Below are 21,759 nucleotides of genomic sequence, written 5' to 3'. Positions count from 1 at the left end.
GAACGGACCCTCATGAGCACCACCTCCACCCGCCCGGCCATCGACCGGGCGACGTGCACCGCCCTCGACGAGAGCGATCCGCTGGCGCCGATGCGCGAGCGCTTCGTGCTTCCCGACGGCGTGATCTACCTCGACGGCAACTCGCTCGGCGTGCTGCCCCGGCACACCGCCGCGCACCTGCAGCGGGTGATCACCGAAGAGTGGGGCACGGGACTCATCCGCAGCTGGAACGACGCGGGGTGGTTCGCGAAGCCGCGCACGGTCGGCGACCGCATCGCGCCGCTGATCGGGGCGAATGCCGGCGAGGTCGTGCTCGGCGACTCCACGTCGGCGAGCCTGTTCCAGGCGACGGTCGCCGCTGTCCGGCTGCGGCCGGGCCGACGCGTGATCGTCGCGGAACGCGGCAACTTCCCCACCGACCTCTACATGCTCGAGGCGGTGCAGGAGCTGCTCGGCGGTGGAACACCCCTGGAGCGCCGGCTCATCTCCGACGACGGCCCCACCCTCGACGACGTGCTCGACGATCACGTCGCCGTCGTCGTGCTCACCCAGGTCGACTACCGCACCGGTCGGATGCACGACATGGCCGAGGTCACGCGCAAGGTGCATGCCGCCGGCGCCCTCGTCGTGTGGGACCTGTGCCACAGTGCCGGTGCCGTGCCGATCGACCTGAACGGAGCGGATGCCGACTTCGCGGTCGGCTGCACCTACAAGTACCTCAACGGCGGTCCCGGGTCGCCGTCGTTCATCTGGGCGGCCACCCGGCACCACGACGCGGCGCGTCCGGCGTTGACCGGCTGGCACGGCCACGCCCGCCCCTTCGACTTCACCGTCGACTACGCTCCTGCCGCGGGCATCGAGCGCTTCCGAGTCGGCACGCCGCAGCTGCTGTCGGTCGCCGGACTCGAGGCCAGCCTCGACATCTGGGACGACGTCGACATGGAACTCGTCCGCGAGAAGAGTCTGCGGCTGACCGAGCTCTTCATGCCGCTCGTCGACACGCGGCTCACGCCCCACTGGCGCATCGAGCCGGTCACCCCGCGCGAGTCCGTTCGCCGCGGCAGCCAGGTGTCGCTCCGCCATGAAGACGGCTACGCGGTGATGCAGGCCTTGATCGAGCGCGGGGTCATCGGCGACTTCCGGGCGCCCGACCTCATCCGCTTCGGCTTCACGCCGCTCTACACCTCATATGCCGACGTGTGGGATGCGGTCGACGTGCTGGAAGACGTGCTGCGCACCGAGATCTGGCGCGAACCGCGCTTCGCCCGCCGCGGCACCGTCACCTGACGCGACCGCTCCGTCCCGTCCTGCCCGGTCTCACCTGCCCGGTCTCACCTGCCCGGTCTCACCTGCCCGGTCTCACCTGCATGACTCCGGGACACTTGCATGGCCAGACCGGTGACCCTGGTCATGCATCCGTGCTGGAGTCATGCATCCGTCCGCGGCGAGGCGTGCGTCGTTAACGTCAGACGCCCTCGCTGCCCTCCGCGGCCGCGGCATCCAGCAGCGCGATGACTCCGTCGCGCACGTGGTTCAGGTGCGACTCGAGCACGCGCAGCGCCTCGTCCACATCACCCGCCGCGACCACGTCGATGAGCTCACTGTGCGAATGGTCGTGGGCGCCGGGCGAGACCAGGCGCCAGCCGAGCACATAGCGACCGAGCTTCAGGCGCAGCTGCTCGATCATCTCCCACATCAGCGGACGCGACTCGGCGTCGTACAGCGTCGCGTAGAACTCGGTGCGTGCCTCGACGAACTCGCCGCCCTCGGAGATGTCGTCGGCCGTCTTCGCGAGCTCACGCAGGCGGTCGACCCGCTCCGGCGTGATCTCGGCCATCGCCAGCCGCAGCGCCTCCTTCTCGAGCAGAGTGCGCAGGTGGTAGACCTCCGTGGCCTCCTCGACCGAGAGCGCACGCACCATCGCCCCGCGGCGGGCGTGGAAGATCACGAGCCCGTCGGCCTCAAGCTGGATCAGCGCCGAGCGGATGGGCAGTCGCGAGATACCGATGGACTCGGCCAGCGTCTCCTGGCGCAGCTTCATCCCGGGCGGGAGCGTGCCGTCGAGGATTGCATCACGGATGATGTCATACGCCATCGCTCCGACCGACCGGTATCCGGCTCCATGCCGCTGCGCGAGCTTCTGCAGCGCCTCGGCCCGCTCCTTGGGCGACACGGCGTTTCCTGATTGCACCATGGGCCGAGGTTATCGGATCAACGCCCCGAACTCTGCATTCTGGATCCAAAATCACCCGCGTCGTGGTCGGCGTCCCGCCGCGTCGCACCCACCCGGCGACGCCCGGTGCCGGCCGCGGTGCCGGATGTCGGGAGCTCGCACACCCGTCGGGAGAGACTGCCGCGTTTCGCCCGACATCCGTGCAAACTCCCGACATCCGTACCGCCGAGACCGCGGAAGCACACGCCACACACACACAGAACGCCCCCTGTCCCGAAGGACAGGGGGCGTTCCGGGAAGTGCCTTACTTGGCGGCGACGACCTGCAGCGTGATGACTGCAGTGACGTCTTCGTGCAGACGCACGGTCGCCTCGTGGTCACCGGTCACCTTGATGGGCGACGGGATGTGCACCTTGCGCTTGTCGATCGAACCCAGGCCGGCGGCTGCGACAGCATCCGCGACGTGGTCGGTCTTGACGGAGCCGAAGAGACGACCCTCCTTGCCGGCCTTGACCGCGAGACGCACCTTGGTGCCCTCGAGAGCGTTCTTCAGCGCGACAGCGTCGTCACGATCGTGGATCGCGCGTGCCTGACGCGCGGCCTGGATCGAAGCGACCTGCTTTTCGCCACCGCGGGTCCACGCCGTAGCGAAGCCCTGCGGGATGAGGAAGTTCCGGGCGTACCCGTTCTTGACCTCGACAACGTCACCGGCGCTACCCAGCCCGGCGACCTCGTTCGTGAGAATCAGCTTTGCCATCTCGATACCCCTTACCGGCCGGCGCCAGCGTAGGGCAGGAGCGCCATTTCGCGCGCGTTCTTGATCGCCGTGGCGATCAGACGCTGCTCCTGCACCGAGACACCGGTGATACGACGGGCACGGATCTTGCCGCGCTCCGAGACGAACTTGCGAAGGGTGGCGACATCCTTGTAATCGATGACACCGACCCGGATGGACTTCGCGGGAGCGGTGGGCTTGCCACCCTTCCGCGGCTTGCGGCGGTCGCCGCTCGACTTTCCAGCCATTGTTTTTCCTTAGTGATGAGCGGATGCCGGTTTCCGAGACGAGCTCGGCGGCCGGATCCAGAAGTTGTTCAGAACGGGGTGTCGTCGCCGAAGCTGCCCGGAGTGCTCCAGGCGTCTGCGCTCGTCGAGGAACCGGGGGTCGACCACGGCTCTTCCGACACCTGCTGCTGCGCGGGACGAGCCTGTCCGCCGCCACCGGCACCGCCGGCACCGCCGGTCGAGGCCGCACGGGTGACCTGCGCGGTCGCGTACCGGAGCGAGGGGCCGATCTCGTCGACCTCCAGCTCGATAGCGGTGCGCTGGTTGCCCTCGCGGTCCTGGTAGGAGCGCTGACGCAGACGGCCCTGCGCGATGACGCGCATGCCCTTCGTCAGCGAACCCGCCACGTGCTCGGCGAACTCGCGCCAGACGGATGCACGGAGGAACAGCGCATCGCCGTCCTTCCACTCATTCGCGGCACGGTCGAAGTTCCGAGGCGTCGAAGCGATGGTGAAGTTCGCCACCGGCAGCCCGTTCTGCGTGTAGCGCAGCTCGGGGTCGGCCGTGAGGTTTCCCACAACGGTGATGACGGTTTCGCCGGCCATGGACGTCAGGCCTTCGCAGCCTTGGCGGCCTTGCGAGCAGCCTTCTCTTCGGAGCGCTTGGCCTCCGAAGCGACCATCGCCTGAGCCTCTTCCGAGCGGAGGACCTTGGTGCGCATGATCTGCTCGTTCAGCTTCAGCTGACGGTCGAGCTCCTGCGTGGCCTCGCTGGTAGCGGTGAAGTTGACGACGGCGTAGATGCCTTCGTTCTTCTTCTGGATCTCGTAGGCCAGACGGCGCTTACCCCAGATGTCGACCTTGTCAATCGAGCCACCATCGTTGGTGATGACCTTCAGGAACTTGTCGAGCGTAGGTGCGACCTGGCGCTCGTCGATCTCGGGAGTCAGAATGACCATGAGTTCGTACTGGTGCGTCACTTACCCACCTCCTTCGGACTAGAACGGCTCTCGGGACTTTCCCGGGAGCAGGAGGGTGTGTGCACGTGCCCGCCCCAGGAATCCCGAATGGACGCCGGAAAGCAGACAACCTCGACAGTCTAGCGGAGATTCCTCCGTGTCGCCCGCACGGGTCGGCGCCCGCCCTTGGCATGCTGGAGGGCGTGCCCGGTGACGGTCATCGGGCACTCGACCAGAGGGGGGACGCCAATGCGCGTCAACAAATGGGGGGTCGGCGTGATTCTCGCCGCCGCCGTGCTGCTCACCGGATGCTCGTCGGGCGGATCGGACAAGCCGGCCGAGTCGAAGCCCAGCAGCGGTGCTTCGCAGGAAGCCGAGGCTCCGGCGACGGACTGCCCTGAGCTGAAGGTGGACGCAACCGTCGACGGCAAGGCGCTGGGCGCCTGCATCGCCGACGCCATGTCGGACACCGCCGGATACGCGGCGAAGACCACCGTCATGGGCATCGAGTCGACGGCGAAGTTCAACCCGTCGGAGAAGGCCCTCGAGTCGATCTCTCCGGCCGGCTCGCTGGTCGCCATCGGCGACGACGTCTGGGTGAAGTCCGCGACGAGCGAGTGGCAGGTCGCGGATCCGAAGTCGAGCGACCCGGTCATCGCCGCGCTGAGCGCCGCCGCCGCCGACGTCACGTCGCTCGACCCGGCTGCCGCCGCCGAGGCCATGACCGGCGAGTTCACGGTGACCGGCACCGGCGAGCGCCTGGGCGAGGAGGTTTTCCTCCTGACCGGCACGATCGACCAGCAGGGCACCACGGTCGACGTCGTCTTCGAGGTCACGGCGGACTACGTCAACCTCGCGTCGACCAGCACCGCCTCGCTCGACGGCCAGTCGGTCGAGGTCGCGATGGAGATCACCGAGTGGGACGTGAAGCAGGACATCGTCGCACCGCTCTGATGCGGAGCTGATGCTGCGGGCCGGGGCTATTCGCCTCGGCCCGCAGTGCGTTCGGGGATCCCCGCGAGGCTCCGGGTCACGCGGAAATCCGGGTCACGCGGAACTCCGGGTCACGCGGAGTGAAGGAGATCGCGCGATTTGAAGGAGCTCGTGCCCGATCCGGTCCTTCAGGTCGGGAGATCTCCTTCGTGTCACGCGTTTCAGTACATGGCCGCTCAGTACATGACCGGCGGAATCTCGGCCCACACCGTGCGGTCATCGACCGAAGGCGCGGCGGGGATGCGGCCGGCACCGTCGGGTTCCGGGATCGCCGCCAGCAGAGCCTGCGTGTACGGATGCTGCGGCGCCGCCCAGAGCTGGTCCGTCGGCCCCGACTCGAGCACGCGCCCGCCGAACATCACGAACGTGCGGTCGGCGATGCGGCGGACCACCGCGAGGTCGTGCGAGATGAACAGCATCCCGGCTCCCGACTCCGCGACCAGGTCACGCATCAGGCCTGCCACACTCGTCTGCGTCGAGGCGTCGAGTGCCGAGATCGGCTCATCGGCGACGAGGAGCGATGGCCGCGCGGCCAGCGCCCTGGCGATCGCGATGCGCTGCTTCTGCCCACCCGAGAACTGGTGCGGGAAGCGAGTGCTCACGGTCGTCGGCAGGCCGACGCGCTCGAGCCACTCGTCCACGGTCGATCCCTCGGCGCCGCGCGCACGGGCGGTCGCGATGCCGTCGGCGATCTGGTCGCCCACTCGGCGGCGGGGGTTCAGCGACGTCGCCGGATCCTGGAACACCATCTGGATGCCGGTCATCGCGGTGGGCCGACGGCGGATGCCGAGCGGTGCCACGGGCTCATCGCGGAAGAGCACCGTTCCGCCGGCGGTCTTCTCGATGCCGACGACGGCGCGGGCGAGGCTGGACTTGCCGCTGCCGGACTCACCGACGAGCGCGACGGTCTCCCCGGCGGCGACGCTGATCGACACACCGTTCACGGCGATCACGGGCGGGTTGCCGGGGTAGCGCACGACCACGTCCTGCGCGTCGAGGACTCGGACCTCACTCATCTGCGGCCTCCTGCTCCGGTGCCTCATCGATGCGCGAACCCGGCAGAGCCGCGAGCAGCATCCGCGTGTAGTCGTGCTGCGGGTCGAGGAACAGCGTCTCGCGATCGGCGAGCTCGACCACCCGTCCGTCCTTCATGACGGCCACCCGGTCGGCGATCGCGCTCATCACACCGAGGTCGTGCGTCACGAGCAGCACGGCGAGGTTCCGCTCCACCGCGAGGTCGCGCAGCAGCTTCAGGATGCCGGCCTGCACCGTGACGTCGAGGGCCGTGGTCGGCTCGTCGGCCAGCAGCACCTCGGGGTCGCAGGCCAGGGCGCACGCGATGGCGATGCGCTGGCGCTGTCCGCCGGAGAACTGGTGCGGGTAGCGCTTGAGGGCCTCGGCGGGGTTCGGCACCTGCACGGTCTCGAGCAGTTCGATCGCCCGTTCTCGTGCCGCCGCACCCTTGAGCCCGAGGTGCACGCGCATGTGGTCGGTGAGCTGGCGGCCGACCGGCAGCTGCGGGTGCAGCGACGCCGACGGGTCCTGGAACACCATCGCGATGCGCTTGCCGCGGACCCGGTTGAGGGAACGGCGCTTGAGCCCGACGAGTTCCTCGCCGCCGAGGAGGATCGATCCTCCGGTCTTCGCCTGCCGGGGCAGCAGTCCCAGCACGGCGAGCGAGGTGAGGGTCTTGCCCGAGCCGGATTCGCCGGCGAGGCCATGGATGCGACCGGCCTCGAGTTCGAGCGAGACGCCCTTGACGAGCGGACGGCCGATGTCGATGGTCAGGTCGCGGATGCTGAGCACGCTGGATCCCTGCACGGAGGTCATGCCGCCACCCCCGTCGCCGATGCCTTGTGCTCCGCGGCCTTCTCGTGCGTGATCTCGGCCGTCGGGTCGAGCACATCGCGCATCGCGTCTCCGAGGAAGTTGAACGCCAGCACGACGGTCAGGATCGCGAGGCCGGGGAACACCCCGAGCCACCAGGCGTCGAAGTTCTGCATCGCACCCGAGATCATCGAGCCCCACTCGGCGGTCGGCGGCTGTGCGCCGAGACCGAGGAAGGAGAGTCCGGAGAGGAGCAGGATCGCCGCACCGATGTCGAGCGTCGCGAGCACCAGCACGGGCCCGGCGATGTTCGGGAGGATGTCGACGAACAGGGTGCGGGCCGGCGAGTGCCCGAGCAGCCGTCCGGCGATCACGTAGTTCTGTCCACGCAGACCCAGCACGATGCTGCGGGTGACGCGGGAGTACTGGGGCCACGACACCACGATCGCCGCGATCACCGCGTTGAACAGCGACGGGCCGAGCGAGGCCGCGACCACCATCGCGAGGATCACGGTCGGGAACGCCATGAACAGGTCGGTGATGCGCATCAGGGTCTCATCGACCCAGCCGCCGAAGTATCCGGCGACGGCACCGATGACGGTGCCGATGATCATCGCGGCGATCACGAGCATGAGCGCGAGCGGCAGGCTCACGGTCGCACCCGTCATCAGACGCGAGAAGATGTCGCGGCCGTTGCCGTCGGTGCCCAGCAGCGTGTCGATGCCCGGCGCCTGTAGGCGAGGCAGCACCTGGGCGTTCGGCGGATACGGCACCCACCACTGCGCGGTGAAGGCCACGATCACCCAGGCGCCCGCGATGACGGTGCCGATGATGCCGAGCGGGGTGCGCCAGGCGCGGGGCCAGCGGAAGCGGAAGCGGCCGGCGGGCGTGGCGGCGGCGATGCGGCTCATGCGATCCTCACTCTCGGGTCGAGCACGCCGTAGAGGATGTCGACGATGAAGTTGATGAGGAGGTAGATCATGCCGACCACGAGACCGACGCCCATGATGCCGGGCAGGTCGAGGTTGGCGGCGGAGTTGTAGGCGTAGGTGCCGAGGCCGGGCCAGGCGAACACCGACTCGACGAGCACCGTGCCCGAGAGCAGTGCCCCGAACGCGACACCCACCACGGTGAGGATCGGCAGCGAGGCTCCGCGGAGCACGTAGTCGAGGATCACGCGCATGGCGGGGAGCCCCTTGGCCCGGGCGGCGCGCACGTAGTCACTGCCGAGGACCTCGAGCACCGAGGTGCGGATGAAGCGGGTGAGCAGTCCGATCGTCACGAGCGAGAGCACCATGACCGGCAGCGCGAGGTGCGCGAGGGCGTCGAAGAAGCCGACAGCGTCGCCGTTCAGAAGGTAGTCGACCGTGTAGAGGCCCGTCACGCGCGGCGGCGGCGTGATCGACGGCGAGATGCGGCCGGATCCCGGCGCGATGCGCAGCTCGAGGAAGAAGACGTAGAAGCTGACGAGCGCCAGCCAGAAGGTCGGCACGCTCAGCCCGACCAGGGTCACGACCCGGATGACCTGGTCGGTGACGAGGCCGCGACGGTAGGCGGCGAGGGTGCCGAGCACGATGCTGACCGCGAGGCTGACGATGATCGCGCCGATCGCGATCTCGATGGTCGCGGGCACCGCGGTGGCGAGGTCGCTGGTGACCGGGCGTCCGGTCACCAGCGACGTGCCGAGGTCCCCGCGCAGCAGGTTCCCCATGTAGATGAAGTACTGCACGAACAGTGGCTGGTCGAGTCCGTTCGCCTTGATGAACGCCTCGCGCGTCGCCGGGTTCTGCGAGGCGCCCTCACCGAGCGCCGCCGAGACCGGGTCTCCCGGCACCAGGTTGGTGAGCGCGAACGTCACGATCGTCACGCCCACCAGCAGGAGCAGGGAGGTGCCCGCCCGCCGCAGCAGGTATCCGACCAGAGGCGATCGGCGCCGCTGCGCCTGCCTCTGCACCGCCACTGTCGTCATGGGATTTCCGTTCAGCCGGCGGGCGTGATCTCGGCGATGTCCATCTCCCAGACGGAGTTGTACACCGCACCGCTCACGCTGTCGGCCGACGAGATGTTGCGACCCGGGACGATCAGCGGGACGAACGGGCCCTCGGCCTGCATAGCCTCGGCGAACTCGGTGAACGCGGCCGTGCGCTGCTCGGGGTCGGTCGCCGCGGCAGCACCGGCGGCGATTCCGGCGATCTCGGGGTTGGCCTCAGCAGCCCAACCGGCACGGAGTCCGACCTTCAGGCCGGGCGCGAAGGGCAGGAAGTTCGCGGAGTCCGCGTAGTCCGGACCCCAGAACCACAGGCCGAAGCCCTCGGTGCCGTTGACGTAGGAGTCGAGCTCGGTCGCGAAGGGCGCGGGGGCCAGCTCGACCGTGATGCCGGCTTCCTCGAGCTGCGCCTGGATGCGCTCGGCGAGCGGGGTGAACTCCACGCCGCCGACCGGGTAGTCGTTCGGGAACTTCAGCTGGAGGGTCTGACCCGTGTAACCGGCCTCGGCGAGTGCCGCCTCGGCCTTGTCCAGGTCCTGATCCACGCCGGACTCCAGGGCGCCTTCGAATCCGGGCGGGATGACGCCGGTCGCCTGCACGGAGCCGGCGCCGGCCAGTTCGAGCAGCGCGTCGTAGTCGAGCGCGTAGCGGATCGCCTCGGACATCTTGACGTTCGCCAGCTCACCGGCGACGGCCTCGGACTGGTTCAGCAGGAGGAAGATGGTCTGCCCGGAGGGGACCGAGTCGACCGTGACGCCGTCGCCGAGGCCGGCGACCTGGTCGCCGTTGAGGTCCATGGCGACCATCGAGTCGCCGCCCTTGAGGTTCGCGAGCTGCGTGGCGCTCTCGGAGACGTTGCGGACGACGACGCGCGTGAACGCCGCCTCCTCGTCGCCGTTGTACTCGTCGCTCTTCGTCAGCACGACCTGCGAGCTGAGGTCGAGGGTGTCGAGGACGAAGGGACCGGAACCCGCGGACTCGCCGTCGAGGAACTTCTGCGCCGAGTCGGTGCCGTCGATCGTGCCGCCGTTCTCGATCACGACGTCGGAGTTGACGATGCCGAGCGCCGGGTTCGCGAGGATCGCGGGCAGCTGCAGCAGCGGGGTCTCGGACGTGATCTGGATCGTCTTGTCGTCGACCTCGGTGATGGTGAGGCCGCCGAGCAGGAAGTTCGGCTTGGCGTCGGCCATGCCCTGGATGCGCTGCAGCGAGAAGACGACGTCCTTCGCCTCGATCGGCGAGCCGTCGGAGAAGACGCGGTCACCCTCGAGCGTGAACGTGAACTCGGTCGCTTCGTCGTTCTGCTCCCACGAGGCGAGTCCGGGCACCGGGGTCGAGACGTCGGACCCCTCGAAGTCGACGAGGGTCTCGTACAGCGCCTTCGCGATCATGTTGCCGGTCGGGTCGTAGGTGTGCCCCGGGTCGGCCGTCTCGATCGAGAACGCGGTGTCGATGACGAGCGAGTCGGAGCCGGAGGAGTCGCCGTTGCCGGCCGAGTTCCCTCCCGAGCATCCGGCGAGCGCGAAGATCGCGACCGCTCCGAGCGCGATGACCGGCGTGATACGGCGTGACGACATGAGGACCTCCAGGGGCGAGGAGTACATTCGGGTGAGTCGCCACCGATGTGGACGACCGGGGTTCAGATTCGCATCATATGCGACGATGTGTCCAGCGAGTGGGCGTGGTCCCCGCACGCTCTGTCCAGAACGTCGGTCGTGAGGAGCAATATGTCCAGCAAGGATGCGGATCAGTCGAAGCATTCTGGACGAAGTGCCGCCCCATTGGACGAGACGGCATACAGAATCCTCGATGTGCTGCGTGATAACGGTCGCGTCTCGATCGCCGCTCTCGCCGACAAGGTAGGCATCTCCCGCGCGAGTGCGTACACACGGGTCGAGTCGCTGGTGCATGACGGCGTCATCACGGGCTTCAGCGCCCGGGTCGATCAGGCCAAGGCCGGACTCTCGATCGGCGCACTCGTGTTCGTCACGGTGATGCCGCAGGCCTGGGCGTCGTTCCGCGAGCGCGTGCTCGAGATGCCCGATGTCGAGTGGTGCGCCATCACCACCGGAGAGCACGACGCGATGCTACTGATCCGCGCTGTCGATGTGAGCGGTGTGCACGAGTTCTCCACCGGGGTCATCGCGCAACTGCCGGAGGTGCGGACCGTGGTCAGCGTGGTCGTGCTCGACGAGGTGATCCGCCGGCCCTACCTGCTGCCGGCCGATCTGCCCGAGCGCAGCACCGAGATCCCGCTCGGGATGACGCGCTGGACGCCGGCCACCGCCGGACGGGACGCGCTGCCCCCGCGCTGAGCCCCGCGACCCGCGACCCGCTGCGGCGTCAGGCCGCGATCTCCTCGCACACGCTGAGCTGCGGGAGTCCGTGCATCTCGTAGTGCTCGACCAGGCGGATGCCGCCGTCGTCGGTGAGCTCGAGCTCACTCTCGCCGTCCCCCGTCACCACGGTGCCGTCGGCCTTGAGCACGTGCACGAAAGACACCCAGATCGTGTCGCCGGTGCGCGTGCCGACGAACTTGCCGAACGTGACCGTGTCGCCCTCGTATCCACCCCAGATCGCGCCGTCACGTTCGAAGTACTCGAAGATGCTCGGCGATTCGGGGTCGACTGCAGAGGTCGTGGACGAGACCATCCGGAAGCGGCGGCCGTCGAGGGAAGGAAGGGTTGCTGTCGCAGTCACACCCTCGATTATGCGGGATGCGCCTGGCACCATCACCCGCGCCGGGTGAGCCGGCCGCCGGGCTCCTCGCTACCGTCCTTAGGCTGTGCGGCAAGAGGCGACGTGTGCCCTGTCGCCGAGAGCCGTAGGAGTGTCATGCCCGATCTGCAGCGTTCCAGCCTTCCGATCCCCGACCTCGCCTACACCGGCACGGTCACCTACGACGCGACCGATCCGGACACCTCATTCCCGCCCATCACGCCGGTGCGCCCGCCCGAGGGAGCGCCGAACGTCCTCGTCGTGCTCATCGACGACACCGGCTTCGGCGCGTCCAGCGCGTTCGGCGGCCCCGTGCACACGCCGAACTTCGAGCGCGTCGCGGCCGCGGGCCTGAAGTACACGCGCTTCCACACGACCGCCCTGTGCTCGCCGACTCGGGCGGCCCTGCTCAGCGGCCGCAACCACCACACCGTCGGGATGGGCGGCATCACCGAGATCGCCACTTCGGCGCCGGGCTACAACTCGCTGCGGCCCAACAGCTGCGCGCCGCTGGCGGAGACGCTCAAGCTCAACGGCTACAACACCTCGCAGTTCGGCAAGTGCCACGAGGTCCCGGTCTGGCAGGCGAGCGCGATCGGACCGTTCGACGGCTGGCCGACGCCCGGCAACGGCTTCGAGTACTTCTACGGCTTCCTCGGCGGCGAGACGAACCAGTGGTACCCGGCCATCTACGAGAACACGACCCCCATCGAACCCTGGGGGACGCCGGAGGACGGCTACCACTTCATGGGCGACATGACCGACAAGGCGATCGCCTGGGTGCGGGAGCAGAAGTCGCTCGCCCCCGAGGTGCCGTTCTTCACCTACTTCGCTCCCGGCGCCACGCACGCTCCGCACCACGTGCCCGCCGAATGGGCCGACAAGTACAAGGGCCAGTTCGATCAGGGCTGGGACGAGATCCGCAAGGAGACTTTCGCCCGCCAACTCGAACTCGGCGTCATCCCGCCCGACGCGGTGCTCACCGAGCGCAGCCCCGGCATCCCCGCCTGGGACGAGATGAGCGACCTGATCAAGCCGGCCCTGGCTCGACAGATGGAGGTCTACGCCGGGTTCCTCGCCTACGCCGACCACCATGTCGGACGCCTGCTCGACGCGTACGAAGAGCTCGGCATCCTCGACGACACGCTGGTCTACGTGATCATCGGCGACAACGGCGCGAGCGCCGAGGGATCGATGCACGGCACCACGAACGAGGGCTTCACGATCAATCACATGAACGAGATCGAGACCGAGCAGTACGTCGCAGACCACATCGACGACATCGGCACGCCGAGCTCGTACAACCACTACGCGGTCGGCTGGGCGCACGCCATGGACACTCCGTATCAGTGGACGAAGCAGGTCGCCAGCCACTGGGGCGGCACCCGCAACGGCACGATCGTCAGCTGGCCGAACGGCGGCGTGGAGAAGGGCGGCATCCGCAACCAGTTCAGCCACGTGATCGATGTCGCCCCGACGGTGCTCGCCGCAGCCGGCATCCCGGAGCCGACCACCGTCAACGGAGTGACCCAGCGCCCCTACGAGGGCACCCCGATGAACTACACCTTCGCGGATGCCGATGCGGCGGAGCAGCACGAGACGCAGTACTTCGAGATGCTCGGCAACCGTGCGATCTATCACAAGGGGTGGACCGCGGTGGCGAAGCACAAAGACCCCTGGGCCGGCTCGTCCCACGGTCTCGACGACGACGTCTGGGAGCTCTACAACGTCGAGGAGGACTGGACCCAGTCGAACGATCTCGCCGCCGCGGAGCCCGAGCGCCTGGCGCACCTGCAGCGCCTGTTCCTCATCCAGGCGGCCCGCTTCAACGTGCTCCCGCTCGACATCCGGTCCGCCGAGCGGATGAATCCCGACATCGCCGGGCGCCCGCAGCTCATCACCGGTGACTCGCAGAAGTTCTACCCGGGCATGAAGCGCATGAGCGAGAACTCGACGATCAACATCAAAAACAAGTCGTGGACCGTCACGGCGCAGGTCTCGGTGCCGGATGCGGGTGCCGACGGCGTGCTCATCGCCCAGGGCGGCGCCTACGGCGGCTGGTCGTTCTATGCGAAGGACGGCGATCTCGCCTTCGCGTACAACCTGCTCGGCATCGATGTCGACATCGTGCGCTCCGACTCCCCGGTCCCGACCGGCGAACAAGAGGTGCGCGCCCACTTCGCGTACGACGGCGGCGGGCTCGCCAAGGGCGGCACGGTCACCCTCTACGCCGGCGACGAGAAGATCGGTGAGGGTCGCGTCGAGAAGACGATCCCGTTCCAGTTCACGTTCGACGAGACGGTCGACGTCGGCAGCGACCTGGCCTCTCCGGTGTCGCCCGACTACGGCGCGACCGGCAATGGATTCACGGGCACGATCGAGTGGGTGCGCATCGACCTCGGTGATGACGACCACTCCCACCTGATCGACGACGAGCACAAGCTCGCGGTCGCCATGCTCAAGCAGTAGCCGAAGGCGGCCCGAGACGGCGTGCGATCACCGATCGCACGCCGTCTCGTCATTTCCCGCCGTCACGACCGCGCCATTCGTCTTCGAGGAGTGCGTAGACGAGCAGGGTCGCCCACTCGTCCTTGAACCACTCGCTCTCGACGAACCGCGCTTCGCGCCGGAAGCCGAGCCGTTCGACGACCCGCGCGGATGCCGTGTTGCGGTCGTCGATCCGTGCCGCGATGCGGTGCAGGCCGAGTCCGTCGAAGCCGAGCGCGAGCAGTGCGGCGACGGCCTCGGTCGCGTAGCCGCGGCCGGCGACGCGAGGGTCGAAGATGTAGCCGACCTCGCCTGCACGGTCCTTCTCACTGCGCCAGAACAGCACCACGTCACCCACGAGTTCGCCGGTCTCACGCTCCTCGACGGCGAGACTCACGGCGTCGCCCTCGTTGTCGAAGCGCGTGTTCGACCAGATCGTGGCGATGCGCCGCTCGATGTCGGCGAATTCCAGCGGTCCGTAAGGCACGTAGCGCACGGAATCCGGGTCGGACTTGTAGGTGTGCATGGCGGCGGCGTCATCGGGGGTGATCGGACGCAGGATCAGGCGTTCGGTGCGGATCGGATACTCCGGGGCGAACGCACGGGACGAAGGCGCGGCTGTCGGGGACACGGCTCTCACCTTACGGCCGGGTAGCGTGGTCGCATGGAGTGGATGTCTGATCCCTCGGCGGGAGCCTGGGTGCGCGAGCGACTCGACACGGACCTCGAGACGATGCATTCGGTGGTCCCGCGCGGTTTCGCCGCCTATGCGCGGATCCTGCATCCGGCGATCGTCCGCTCGCTCCCGGACCGTGCGGTGCCGACCTCGGACGAGTGGGACCGGCTGCCCGAAGCCGAGCAGCAGGCGCTCGTCGGACGGTTCGTGGACGAGCCGGCCACCTGGGCGCAGACGGCCGCCACCTTCGACACGACCCTGCACCCGCTGGCGCAGTGGCACCGGATCGTGCGGACCCCGACGGATGGGGACTGGCGAACGCGGATCGCTCCGGACGGTCGCGAGTTCTCGGCCCCGCTGGAGGGCGAGCTCGCCCCGGAGCACCTGGCGGCCATCGCGACGCACCTCGTGGACCACACGCAGACTCCGGATGCCGGCTACGCCGCGCTCTGGGAGGGACGCGGCGATCTGTTCGGCTTCTACGGCATCACCCCGTCCGGCGGTTCCCCGACCTTCACGGACGACCCGAACCATCAGGCGATGCTGGATCGCAGCACGCACGATCCGTTCAACAACGTCTTCCGCAAACCCACCTGGCAGGAGGGCATCCTCTCGCGCGAGATCTCCGAAGGACCGCGCCTCCGGCTCCCGATGCGCGATCACGTGCTGTTCTCCGCGCCGCCGCGCGCCTTCGCCGACCCGGAGTGGGCCCGGCAGGTCCCGTGGCGCGACCGCGCCGCCGAGGAGCGCGGGTTCCCCCGGCCGCCCCAGAGCCCGAGCCTGCTGTGGCCCGAGGATCACACCTGGGTGATGGTGAGCGAGGTCGACTTCGACTCGACGATCGTGGCCGGCTCCCCCGCGCTGATCGACGCGCTCTGCGCCGACGAGCGGCTCGAGGCCTTCGCGATCCCGGAGGGCGCCGACCTCACCTGGGACGCCGACACGGTGAACCGATGACCTCGCCGCAGGCGACCTTCGACGCGCGACCGCTCACCGACCCGGTCGATGCGGCCGCCGTGCGGGCCTTCGCCGCGGAGCTGCGTTCGCGTCCGTCGTCGCGGACGTCGGCATCCACCGTCATCGGCATCGTCGCCGTGGCGATCGCCGCGGTCGTACTGATCCCGGTCATGGTCAGCGTGATCGTGAGCATCGCGTCGCTCGGCGGAAGCCCGTCGGCGATGGCGATCCCGCTGGTGCTGATCGTCCTGCTGCTGGCGGCCGCGGGCGTCATGATCTGGATGGGCGTGCGCAACGCGCAGGCCACGCGGTACCGGCTGCATCGGTTCGCGCAGGCGAACGGCATGTCGTACGAGCCGAAGGTGGCCGACCCTCCCCTGCCCGGCATGATCTTCAGCCTCGGCCGGTCGCGGCAGTCGACCGACCTGCTCCGGGGCACGAGGCCGCGCTTCGTGGAGTTCGGCAACTACCAGTACACGGTGCAGTCGGGCAAGAACTCGACCACCTACCGCTGGGGCTATGTCGCGGTGAAGCTCGACGTGCCGCTGCCGAACATCGTGCTCGACGCGAAGGGCAACAACGGATTCGGCTCGAACCTGCCCGCCTCGTTCCAGAAGGAGCAGCGCCTGTCGCTCGAGGGCGACTTCGACCAGCACTTCACCCTGTACTGCCCGGCCGGCTACGAACGCGATGCGCTCTACCTGTTCACGCCCGACATCATGGCGCGGTTCATCGACAACGCCGCGCAGCTCGACGTCGAGATCGTCGACGACTGGCTCTTCCTGTACACGCAGCGCAAGGTGTCGACGCTCGATCCCGCCACCTGGGCCTGGCTGTTCGGCACGGTCGGCGCGCTGCTGACGAAGTTCGATCAGTGGGCGCGGTGGCGCGACGAGCGCCTGGTCGCCGAGAACCCGGGCGCCACGGCATCTGCTGCGGTTCCGGGCCGGGCGCTGCCGTTCGCTGCGCCGGCGGGCCTGCTCACGCCTCCGCCGGGGGTCGCTCCGCAGGGAAGACGGCTCAAGCGCGGTGGCACGTGGCTGCCGCTGATCATCGTGATCGTGTTCGCGGCGTTCTGGTTCATGAGTCGCATGAACTGAGGCGGAGTCCGAGTGTGGGGGTGGGTGTCGGCTGGGGACCGAACTCCCACCCCATCCCCCCTCGGGATCGAAAGAAGATCGACTCTCCCTCCGCATGGCGGCTGAGCCGCCCCGCCCACCGTCAGCTGGGGACTGACACTGCTGGGCGTATACCCGAATGGTATACCGGATGGGGTTGCAACGCGTTGCATCCATGCGCCGGAATGCGCTTTCTAGCGCGGGGTCAGCTCCGGGCGCCGCCCCGGACCCGCGCCCACCGACCCGCGAGCTCGTCGAGGGATCGGTCCAGCTCTCGCCACGCATCGGCATCGCGCATGGCCGCACCGATCCGCTCGGCGTTCGCGCGATAGGAGGAGTCCGACCGCACGCGCTCCACGGCGCGCGCGACCTGCGCCGGCGTCGCGGTGCTGGTGCGCAGATTCACCCCGGCACCCGACCAGCCCACTCGCGCACAGACCTCGACCTTGTCCTCGGTCTGCCCGGCGACCACGAGCGGAACCCCGTGCGCGAGCGCCTGCTGCACGCCGCCGTAGCCGCCGTTGGTGACCAGCACATCGACGAGGGGCAGCAGACGGTCGTACGGAAGGTACTCGGCGACGCGCACGTTGTCGGGCAGCTTTCCGGCCAGTGCATCGACCGGGCGCCCACCCGTCGACACCACGACCAGGGCATCCGATGCGGCGAGCGCGGCGATGGTCGGCTGCACGAGCTGCCCGAAGTCGGAGTTGGCGATGGTCCCCTGCGTGACGTGCACGATCGGCCGTGAACCGTCGAGGTCGGACCACCACTCCGGCAGGACGGGGTCGGACGGGGTCGGAGGCAGCGGGCCCGCGAAGTGCACGGTGGCGGGAAGGTCTGGGCGCGGGTACTCGAACTCGGGCACGGTGAACTGCACGTAGGCGTCGGCGCGGCCCGCCCAGTCGAGCACGAAGCCGCCCAGGTCGCGGCCGACCTCACGACGCGCCATCGCGTCAGCCTCCTTCTGCACTCCACCGAAGATCGCGCGCTCGGCGACCGTGCGGAGGGCGGCGTTGCGCAAGCGGCCGAGGGGGCCGGGCATCGGGGTGACACCGAGCCCGAACGGCGCCGTGTCGGCGCTGCGCGCCCCGAGCGGGAAGATGCCGAGCACCACGACGGGCGGCCTCTCGTGCGCGGGCAGCAGCTGCAGGAGCGCCCCGCCGACGAAGAGCGGCTCGGTGAGGACGGCGTCGACGGGGCGGGCTTCGAGCTCGGCGCGGACCGCGGCGAGCTGCGCGGCGCCGGGGCGGACGAAGAGGTTGCTCATGTCGAACCGCAGGGCTGCGGGACCGGTGAGCCCCCGACGCTCGGGGAACGCGCCATCAGCGTCGTCGAGGTCGACATCGGCGTCGACGGGCAGCGGGAGGAAGCGCGCACCGGCGGCCTGCACGCGTTCGGCATAGCGGCTGCTCGTGAGAAAGCTCACGTCGTGACCGCGGGAGAGGAGGTGGCGAGCGATCTGCAGCAAGGGCACGACATGGCCGTGCGCGGGCGTGCAGGTGATGAGGTAGCGGGACATGGCGGATTCTTTCCCTAAGATCGAATGTACCGTCGTAGTATTCATCACCCCGTTAGGAAAGTCAATGGTTGAGGCCGCCCCCCGCGCCTATCGATCGGAACTGCGCGCCCGCCAGGCGCAGGAGACCCGCTCGCGCATCGTCGCCGCATCCGCCCGCCTGTTCGCGACGCAGGGGTATCAGGCGACCACGATCGCCGCGATCGCCCGGGAGGCGGGGGTGTCCGCCGAGACCGTGAAGACGACGGCCGCGAAGGCCGAGCTGCTGATCGCCGCATTCGAGACCACGTTCTCGGGATCGGAGGGCGCGGATTCCCTCGCCGACACCGAGGTCGCCGCCGGCTTGCTCGAACTTCCCGACGAGGTCTTCCTCGACGTCGTGCTGACCCAGATCACCACTGCCAACGCGCGAGGTCACGGGCTGTGGACGGTGCTGCTCGGTGCCGCACTCTCCGACCCGGTCGTCGACGCCGCCCTGCACCGCATCCTGGAGCGACGCGGCGCGGACTACCGCATGCTGGTCTCGGAACTGCGGCGGCGCGGCATCGCCGCCCCCGGCATCGATGAGGCGACGACAGCCGACGCCCTGTCGTTCCTGCTCTCCCCCGAGAGCTACCAGCAGCTCGTCGCGCAGTCCGGCTGGACGACCGACCGCTACGCCGCGTGGCTGCGCGCGGCGGTCGATGCCGAGATCACGGCGACGAGGCTGTCTCCCGCTGACTAGAGGACCCCGACCACCCGTGACGTCTGCCTTCGCTGCCTCTCGCCCTACAACTGGCCCAACGCGGCGCTCAGCGCCATGTTGGCGACGACGAACGCGATCAGCGTGAGGGCGACGCCACTCGTCGGGATGATCCAGGACCTTCGGATTCGAGACCTGAAGTAACCGTAGGAGCCTGCGGCGACGATGAAGAGCGAGAGATCCGTCCACCAGAACGCGTGAGTGGACGAGCCTATTGCGGGATAGTCGCAGCGAGCCGTGCACCCAGCGATCTCGAGAATCCTCATGAAGATGAACAGCGCAGCCACCACCGACACGAAGACGTGGAACCACATGACGTGGTCGCCCGGCAGGCTCCGGTTGCGGCGCTGGTCGTCCATTTCTCTCCTCACGGTTCGTGTCAGAGTACGAGACTCCCGTTCGCGTGAGCATCCGAGTGCGTCACTCCGGGGGACTCGACAGCCCCGTCACAGCGCGAGGGTCGCGCGGGCGTCGTTCACCACGAGGAAGAGGGTGCGACGCGCATCCGGGAAGGCGGTGAAGCCGAACCGCTCGTAGAACGGGACGATTTCGTCGTTGATCGCGTGCACGAGGATCGCGCGCACGCCGATGGCGCCTGCGGCTTCGAGCGCCCGCATCGTCGCGTGCTGCAGAAGCGAGAATCCCAAGCCGCGACCCGAGTACTCCCGGTCGACGGCCAAGCGGCCGAGCAGCACGATGGGAACAGACCCGGGCATGCCGACCGCAAGTGGTGGCGGCCCATCGCCGCGATCGATGGCACTGGAGGCCAGGCAGTAGTACCCCGCAACCCTCCCCTCCCGCGTGACCGAGACCATCGTGCGCGAGGCGCCGCTCTTCTCATTCGAGCGGGCCCGGCCGCGCAGCCAGATATCGAGGCTCTCCTCGCCGCAGCGGAAGTCGGACAGCTTGTCGCCGGACGCAAGGGGCCGCGGCGTCAGGAACTCAGTCAACGAAGACGGATTCACGTCTCAGCAGCTCGCGGAGGCCCTCGACGGTGCGTGGCGGGCGTTCCATCACCTCGATGAAGGCGTCGAACCGCACGGCATCGACGAGCAATCGGCGTTCGCGCTCGATGACCTCCTGTGCTCGCTCCACGAGGACGGAAGCCGAGAAGTCGGTCACGGTACGACCTTCGATCGCGGCCGCCTCTTCGATCGTCTCCTTCTGATCCGCCGTGACGCGGAACTCCAGACGGGCGCTCTTCAGCGGAGAAGTCGAGGTGCTCATGAAGTCGAGTGTACGGCAGATCGCCGTACACATGGGAGCCTCCGTGCGGCTGAGCGACGGAACTCGTTATCCCGGGTGACGGGTTCGGCCCCGATGGGGATGCGTCGCGCAGCGCGACGCATCCCCATCGGTCCTCACATCAGACCTACCCCGGCATCTCCCGATAAAAGGCGGAGGTGCCCCCGTGTGGGGCAAGCCACCTACCGGGCAGGCCCAGAGCGCGTCACGCCTGCGCAACCGTGCGACGTCGGCGAAGGATCCACATCGACATGAGAACGACAAGTCCCAAAACCAGTACGACGCCATCGATGAACAAGAAGATCCGCCATCCCTCATCGACTGCGGTAGCGGCTGCACCAAACGCCATGCACGCGGCGAGGAAAACGAAGATCCAGCCGGCCAACGCACGACCAAGCGACTGCGCCCGAATGGGCTTACGTTCTGCACTCACGGCTTCATTCCTCTCCATCGTCAGCATGTGAAGTACCCATCAGACATTCCGGATATGCATGGTGCTCTTCCGTTGTCCAGCAGACTCCAGGACAAAGAGTCATGAGCTATAACGCTACGTGATAATCCGACCGCACTGACGAACCCGTGGCTGAGCACGAGACCTCGTTACCCCGAGTGACGAGCCCGGCCCCACCCCGTTCTGCATGCAGGAGAATTGAAAGTGATGTCTGAACGCGAAGAGCACACCCAGTGGCAGGCCGAGCGCCGCGCCTCCGTCACGTCTGCCACCGGCAACCTCGCCCTGGTCGAGACGCGCTGGACCGGCGAGCTCCCCGACCTGGATGCGGCGCAGCGCGCCGCGTCCCCCACCGAGACCGTGACGCCGATCCAGCGCACGAACATCGAGACCGGCCAGGCGGAACACGGCCTGCGCGTCTGGGATGCCGACGCCCCCGCTATTCGCGCGTTCGACCGCATCGACACGTACGAGTATGACCCGGCGTGGGTGCTCGAGGGCCACTTCACCCCCGTCTCCGGTGACCGCCGGGTCTCATTCGAGCACATCCGCGACAACGGCGGCACACGCGACCTGGTCGTCCCCGGCGACATCCGCCTCGAGCTGAACGGCCGCGAGTACGACCTCGCCGCGTTCGACGACGGCGGCACGCTGCTGCTCGTCTTCGGCGACGAGACCAACGGCTCGGAGACCTACGGATCCGGTCGCTTCCTGTTCGTGCAGCTGCGCGACGACGAGGGCTCCGTGACCCTCGACTTCAACCGCGCGTTCGTGCCGCCCTGCGGCTTCAGCGCCCAGTACAACTGCCCGCTGCCGCCGGCATCCAACCGCTTCCCCCTGCCTATCCGAGCAGGCGAGAAGAACGTCGTCTTCCGCGACGGCTTCGACATCTATGCGGCCTGAGCCGCA

Annotated in this window: 25 protein-coding genes; 8 read left to right on the top strand and 17 right to left on the bottom strand. The window is 68.5% G+C overall.

Features of this window, described 5'->3' with window-relative positions:
• Positions 1-12 precede the first annotated feature (12 nt).
• Positions 13-1,287 carry a kynureninase gene (gene kynU / locus CQ034_RS17210; RefSeq protein ID WP_105712022.1) on the top strand — a complete coding sequence of 425 codons (1,275 nt, stop codon included), beginning with the start codon at positions 13-15 and terminating at the stop codon, positions 1,285-1,287.
• Positions 1,288-1,465: 178 nt separating this feature from the next.
• On the opposite strand, the gene CQ034_RS17205 is transcribed toward kynU, so the two are convergent.
• The 5 genes from CQ034_RS17205 to rpsF all read right to left on the bottom strand — a co-directional run bounded on the left by CQ034_RS17205 (position 1,466) and on the right by rpsF (position 4,154).
• Positions 1,466-2,194 carry a GntR family transcriptional regulator gene (locus CQ034_RS17205; protein ID WP_105712021.1) on the bottom strand — a complete coding sequence of 243 codons (729 nt, stop codon included), beginning with the start codon at positions 2,192-2,194 and terminating at the stop codon, positions 1,466-1,468.
• A 283-nt stretch (positions 2,195-2,477) separates the two neighbouring features.
• A complete protein-coding gene (gene rplI / locus CQ034_RS17200; RefSeq protein ID WP_029264267.1) occupies positions 2,478-2,930 on the bottom strand; it encodes a 50S ribosomal protein L9 in 453 nt (150 codons plus the stop codon).
• A gap of 11 nt (positions 2,931-2,941) precedes the next feature.
• A complete protein-coding gene (rpsR, locus tag CQ034_RS17195; RefSeq protein WP_017829850.1) occupies positions 2,942-3,196 on the bottom strand; it encodes a 30S ribosomal protein S18 in 255 nt (84 codons plus the stop codon).
• A gap of 68 nt (positions 3,197-3,264) precedes the next feature.
• On the bottom strand, positions 3,265-3,780 hold the full coding sequence (locus CQ034_RS17190; protein ID WP_029264266.1) for a single-stranded DNA-binding protein: 516 nt from the start codon (positions 3,778-3,780) through the stop codon (positions 3,265-3,267).
• Between the two features lie 5 nt (positions 3,781-3,785).
• Positions 3,786-4,154, bottom strand: a complete 369-nt coding sequence (gene rpsF, locus CQ034_RS17185) for a 30S ribosomal protein S6 (protein ID WP_029264265.1) — start codon at positions 4,152-4,154, stop codon at positions 3,786-3,788.
• A gap of 228 nt (positions 4,155-4,382) precedes the next feature.
• Here rpsF and CQ034_RS17180 point away from each other — a divergent pair, with 228 nt between their 5' ends.
• Entirely contained in the window at positions 4,383-5,087 is a 705-nt protein-coding gene (locus tag CQ034_RS17180) for a hypothetical protein (protein ID WP_105712020.1), read from the top strand.
• Between the two features lie 215 nt (positions 5,088-5,302).
• On the opposite strand, the gene CQ034_RS17175 is transcribed toward CQ034_RS17180, so the two are convergent.
• The 5 genes from CQ034_RS17175 to CQ034_RS17155 are packed head-to-tail and all read right to left on the bottom strand — an operon-like array spanning position 5,303 to position 10,517.
• Positions 5,303-6,142, bottom strand: a complete 840-nt coding sequence (locus tag CQ034_RS17175; RefSeq protein WP_105712019.1) for an ABC transporter ATP-binding protein — start codon at positions 6,140-6,142, stop codon at positions 5,303-5,305.
• Positions 6,135-6,956 carry an ABC transporter ATP-binding protein gene (locus CQ034_RS17170; RefSeq protein ID WP_105712018.1) on the bottom strand — a complete coding sequence of 274 codons (822 nt, stop codon included), beginning with the start codon at positions 6,954-6,956 and terminating at the stop codon, positions 6,135-6,137. The genes CQ034_RS17175 and CQ034_RS17170 overlap by 8 nt, the downstream gene beginning before the upstream one ends.
• Positions 6,953-7,864 carry an ABC transporter permease gene (locus tag CQ034_RS17165; protein ID WP_105712017.1) on the bottom strand — a complete coding sequence of 304 codons (912 nt, stop codon included), beginning with the start codon at positions 7,862-7,864 and terminating at the stop codon, positions 6,953-6,955. Before CQ034_RS17165 ends, CQ034_RS17170 begins: the two co-directional genes overlap by 4 nt.
• Positions 7,861-8,922, bottom strand: coding sequence for an ABC transporter permease (locus CQ034_RS17160; protein ID WP_105712016.1), 1,062 nt, complete (start codon positions 8,920-8,922; stop codon positions 7,861-7,863). Before CQ034_RS17160 ends, CQ034_RS17165 begins: the two co-directional genes overlap by 4 nt.
• A gap of 11 nt (positions 8,923-8,933) precedes the next feature.
• The gene (locus CQ034_RS17155) at positions 8,934-10,517 is read right to left on the bottom strand and encodes an ABC transporter substrate-binding protein (protein ID WP_105712015.1); all 1,584 of its coding nucleotides are present in this window, start codon (positions 10,515-10,517) and stop codon (positions 8,934-8,936) included.
• 150 nt (positions 10,518-10,667) lie between these two features.
• Between CQ034_RS17155 and CQ034_RS17150 the strand changes: the two genes are divergently transcribed.
• A complete protein-coding gene (locus CQ034_RS17150) occupies positions 10,668-11,255 on the top strand; it encodes an Lrp/AsnC family transcriptional regulator (RefSeq protein ID WP_237682566.1) in 588 nt (195 codons plus the stop codon).
• Between the two features lie 28 nt (positions 11,256-11,283).
• Here CQ034_RS17150 and CQ034_RS17145 read toward each other — a convergent pair whose 3' ends face one another.
• On the bottom strand, positions 11,284-11,640 hold the full coding sequence (locus CQ034_RS17145; protein ID WP_258134253.1) for a hypothetical protein: 357 nt from the start codon (positions 11,638-11,640) through the stop codon (positions 11,284-11,286).
• Between the two features lie 135 nt (positions 11,641-11,775).
• Here CQ034_RS17145 and CQ034_RS17140 point away from each other — a divergent pair, with 135 nt between their 5' ends.
• Complete coding sequence (locus CQ034_RS17140) at positions 11,776-14,127, top strand: arylsulfatase (protein ID WP_105712013.1); 2,352 nt, start codon at positions 11,776-11,778, stop codon at positions 14,125-14,127.
• Between the two features lie 49 nt (positions 14,128-14,176).
• On the opposite strand, the gene CQ034_RS17135 is transcribed toward CQ034_RS17140, so the two are convergent.
• A complete protein-coding gene (locus CQ034_RS17135) occupies positions 14,177-14,776 on the bottom strand; it encodes a GNAT family N-acetyltransferase (RefSeq protein ID WP_258134252.1) in 600 nt (199 codons plus the stop codon).
• 33 nt (positions 14,777-14,809) lie between these two features.
• Between CQ034_RS17135 and CQ034_RS17130 the strand changes: the two genes are divergently transcribed.
• Positions 14,810-15,778, top strand: coding sequence for a hypothetical protein (locus tag CQ034_RS17130; RefSeq protein ID WP_105712011.1), 969 nt, complete (start codon positions 14,810-14,812; stop codon positions 15,776-15,778).
• A complete protein-coding gene (locus tag CQ034_RS17125; protein ID WP_105712010.1) occupies positions 15,775-16,878 on the top strand; it encodes a hypothetical protein in 1,104 nt (367 codons plus the stop codon). The genes CQ034_RS17130 and CQ034_RS17125 overlap by 4 nt, the downstream gene beginning before the upstream one ends.
• Before the next feature lie 223 nt (positions 16,879-17,101).
• Here CQ034_RS17125 and CQ034_RS17120 read toward each other — a convergent pair whose 3' ends face one another.
• Entirely contained in the window at positions 17,102-18,415 is a 1,314-nt protein-coding gene (locus tag CQ034_RS17120; protein WP_105712009.1) for a glycosyltransferase, read from the bottom strand.
• 64 nt (positions 18,416-18,479) lie between these two features.
• Between CQ034_RS17120 and CQ034_RS17115 the strand changes: the two genes are divergently transcribed.
• Entirely contained in the window at positions 18,480-19,136 is a 657-nt protein-coding gene (locus tag CQ034_RS17115) for a TetR/AcrR family transcriptional regulator (protein ID WP_105712008.1), read from the top strand.
• 44 nt (positions 19,137-19,180) lie between these two features.
• On the opposite strand, the gene CQ034_RS17110 is transcribed toward CQ034_RS17115, so the two are convergent.
• The 4 genes from CQ034_RS17110 to CQ034_RS17095 all read right to left on the bottom strand — a co-directional run bounded on the left by CQ034_RS17110 (position 19,181) and on the right by CQ034_RS17095 (position 20,859).
• The gene (locus CQ034_RS17110) at positions 19,181-19,513 is read right to left on the bottom strand and encodes a hypothetical protein (protein WP_091027859.1); all 333 of its coding nucleotides are present in this window, start codon (positions 19,511-19,513) and stop codon (positions 19,181-19,183) included.
• An 87-nt stretch (positions 19,514-19,600) separates the two neighbouring features.
• Entirely contained in the window at positions 19,601-20,104 is a 504-nt protein-coding gene (locus CQ034_RS17105; RefSeq protein ID WP_105712007.1) for a GNAT family N-acetyltransferase, read from the bottom strand.
• Positions 20,097-20,381, bottom strand: coding sequence for a DUF1778 domain-containing protein (locus tag CQ034_RS17100; protein ID WP_105712038.1), 285 nt, complete (start codon positions 20,379-20,381; stop codon positions 20,097-20,099). The genes CQ034_RS17105 and CQ034_RS17100 overlap by 8 nt, the downstream gene beginning before the upstream one ends.
• A 223-nt stretch (positions 20,382-20,604) precedes the next feature.
• Entirely contained in the window at positions 20,605-20,859 is a 255-nt protein-coding gene (locus CQ034_RS17095) for a hypothetical protein (protein WP_105712006.1), read from the bottom strand.
• A 198-nt stretch (positions 20,860-21,057) separates the two neighbouring features.
• Here CQ034_RS17095 and CQ034_RS17090 point away from each other — a divergent pair, with 198 nt between their 5' ends.
• Positions 21,058-21,753, top strand: a complete 696-nt coding sequence (locus tag CQ034_RS17090) for a DUF1684 domain-containing protein (RefSeq protein WP_105712005.1) — start codon at positions 21,058-21,060, stop codon at positions 21,751-21,753.
• The last annotated feature ends 6 nt before the right edge of the window (positions 21,754-21,759 follow it).

This window comes from Microbacterium sp. MYb45, assembly GCF_002979655.1.
In the GTDB taxonomy this organism is placed as follows: Bacteria; Actinomycetota; Actinomycetes; order Actinomycetales; family Microbacteriaceae; genus Microbacterium.
Note: the sequence above shows the minus strand (reverse complement) of the source record. Positions and strands in the feature narration are given on the sequence as shown.

Coding starts and splice junctions, on each gene's coding strand:
- kynU (WP_105712022.1), top strand. CDS start 13: ATGAGCACCACCTCCACCCGCCCGGCCATCGACCGGGCGACGTGCACC.
- CQ034_RS17205 (WP_105712021.1), bottom strand. CDS start 2,194: ATGGTGCAATCAGGAAACGCCGTGTCGCCCAAGGAGCGGGCCGAGGCG.
- rplI (WP_029264267.1), bottom strand. CDS start 2,930: ATGGCAAAGCTGATTCTCACGAACGAGGTCGCCGGGCTGGGTAGCGCC.
- rpsR (WP_017829850.1), bottom strand. CDS start 3,196: ATGGCTGGAAAGTCGAGCGGCGACCGCCGCAAGCCGCGGAAGGGTGGC.
- CQ034_RS17190 (WP_029264266.1), bottom strand. CDS start 3,780: ATGGCCGGCGAAACCGTCATCACCGTTGTGGGAAACCTCACGGCCGAC.
- CQ034_RS17180 (WP_105712020.1), top strand. CDS start 4,383: ATGCGCGTCAACAAATGGGGGGTCGGCGTGATTCTCGCCGCCGCCGTG.
- CQ034_RS17175 (WP_105712019.1), bottom strand. CDS start 6,142: ATGAGTGAGGTCCGAGTCCTCGACGCGCAGGACGTGGTCGTGCGCTAC.
- CQ034_RS17170 (WP_105712018.1), bottom strand. CDS start 6,956: ATGACCTCCGTGCAGGGATCCAGCGTGCTCAGCATCCGCGACCTGACC.
- CQ034_RS17165 (WP_105712017.1), bottom strand. CDS start 7,864: ATGAGCCGCATCGCCGCCGCCACGCCCGCCGGCCGCTTCCGCTTCCGC.
- CQ034_RS17160 (WP_105712016.1), bottom strand. CDS start 8,922: ATGACGACAGTGGCGGTGCAGAGGCAGGCGCAGCGGCGCCGATCGCCT.
- CQ034_RS17155 (WP_105712015.1), bottom strand. CDS start 10,517: ATGTCGTCACGCCGTATCACGCCGGTCATCGCGCTCGGAGCGGTCGCG.
- CQ034_RS17150 (WP_237682566.1), top strand. CDS start 10,668: ATGTCCAGCAAGGATGCGGATCAGTCGAAGCATTCTGGACGAAGTGCC.
- CQ034_RS17140 (WP_105712013.1), top strand. CDS start 11,776: ATGCCCGATCTGCAGCGTTCCAGCCTTCCGATCCCCGACCTCGCCTAC.
- CQ034_RS17130 (WP_105712011.1), top strand. CDS start 14,810: ATGGAGTGGATGTCTGATCCCTCGGCGGGAGCCTGGGTGCGCGAGCGA.
- CQ034_RS17125 (WP_105712010.1), top strand. CDS start 15,775: ATGACCTCGCCGCAGGCGACCTTCGACGCGCGACCGCTCACCGACCCG.
- CQ034_RS17120 (WP_105712009.1), bottom strand. CDS start 18,415: ATGTCCCGCTACCTCATCACCTGCACGCCCGCGCACGGCCATGTCGTG.
- CQ034_RS17115 (WP_105712008.1), top strand. CDS start 18,480: ATGGTTGAGGCCGCCCCCCGCGCCTATCGATCGGAACTGCGCGCCCGC.
- CQ034_RS17110 (WP_091027859.1), bottom strand. CDS start 19,513: ATGGACGACCAGCGCCGCAACCGGAGCCTGCCGGGCGACCACGTCATG.
- CQ034_RS17100 (WP_105712038.1), bottom strand. CDS start 20,381: ATGAGCACCTCGACTTCTCCGCTGAAGAGCGCCCGTCTGGAGTTCCGC.
- CQ034_RS17095 (WP_105712006.1), bottom strand. CDS start 20,859: ATGCTGACGATGGAGAGGAATGAAGCCGTGAGTGCAGAACGTAAGCCC.
- CQ034_RS17090 (WP_105712005.1), top strand. CDS start 21,058: ATGTCTGAACGCGAAGAGCACACCCAGTGGCAGGCCGAGCGCCGCGCC.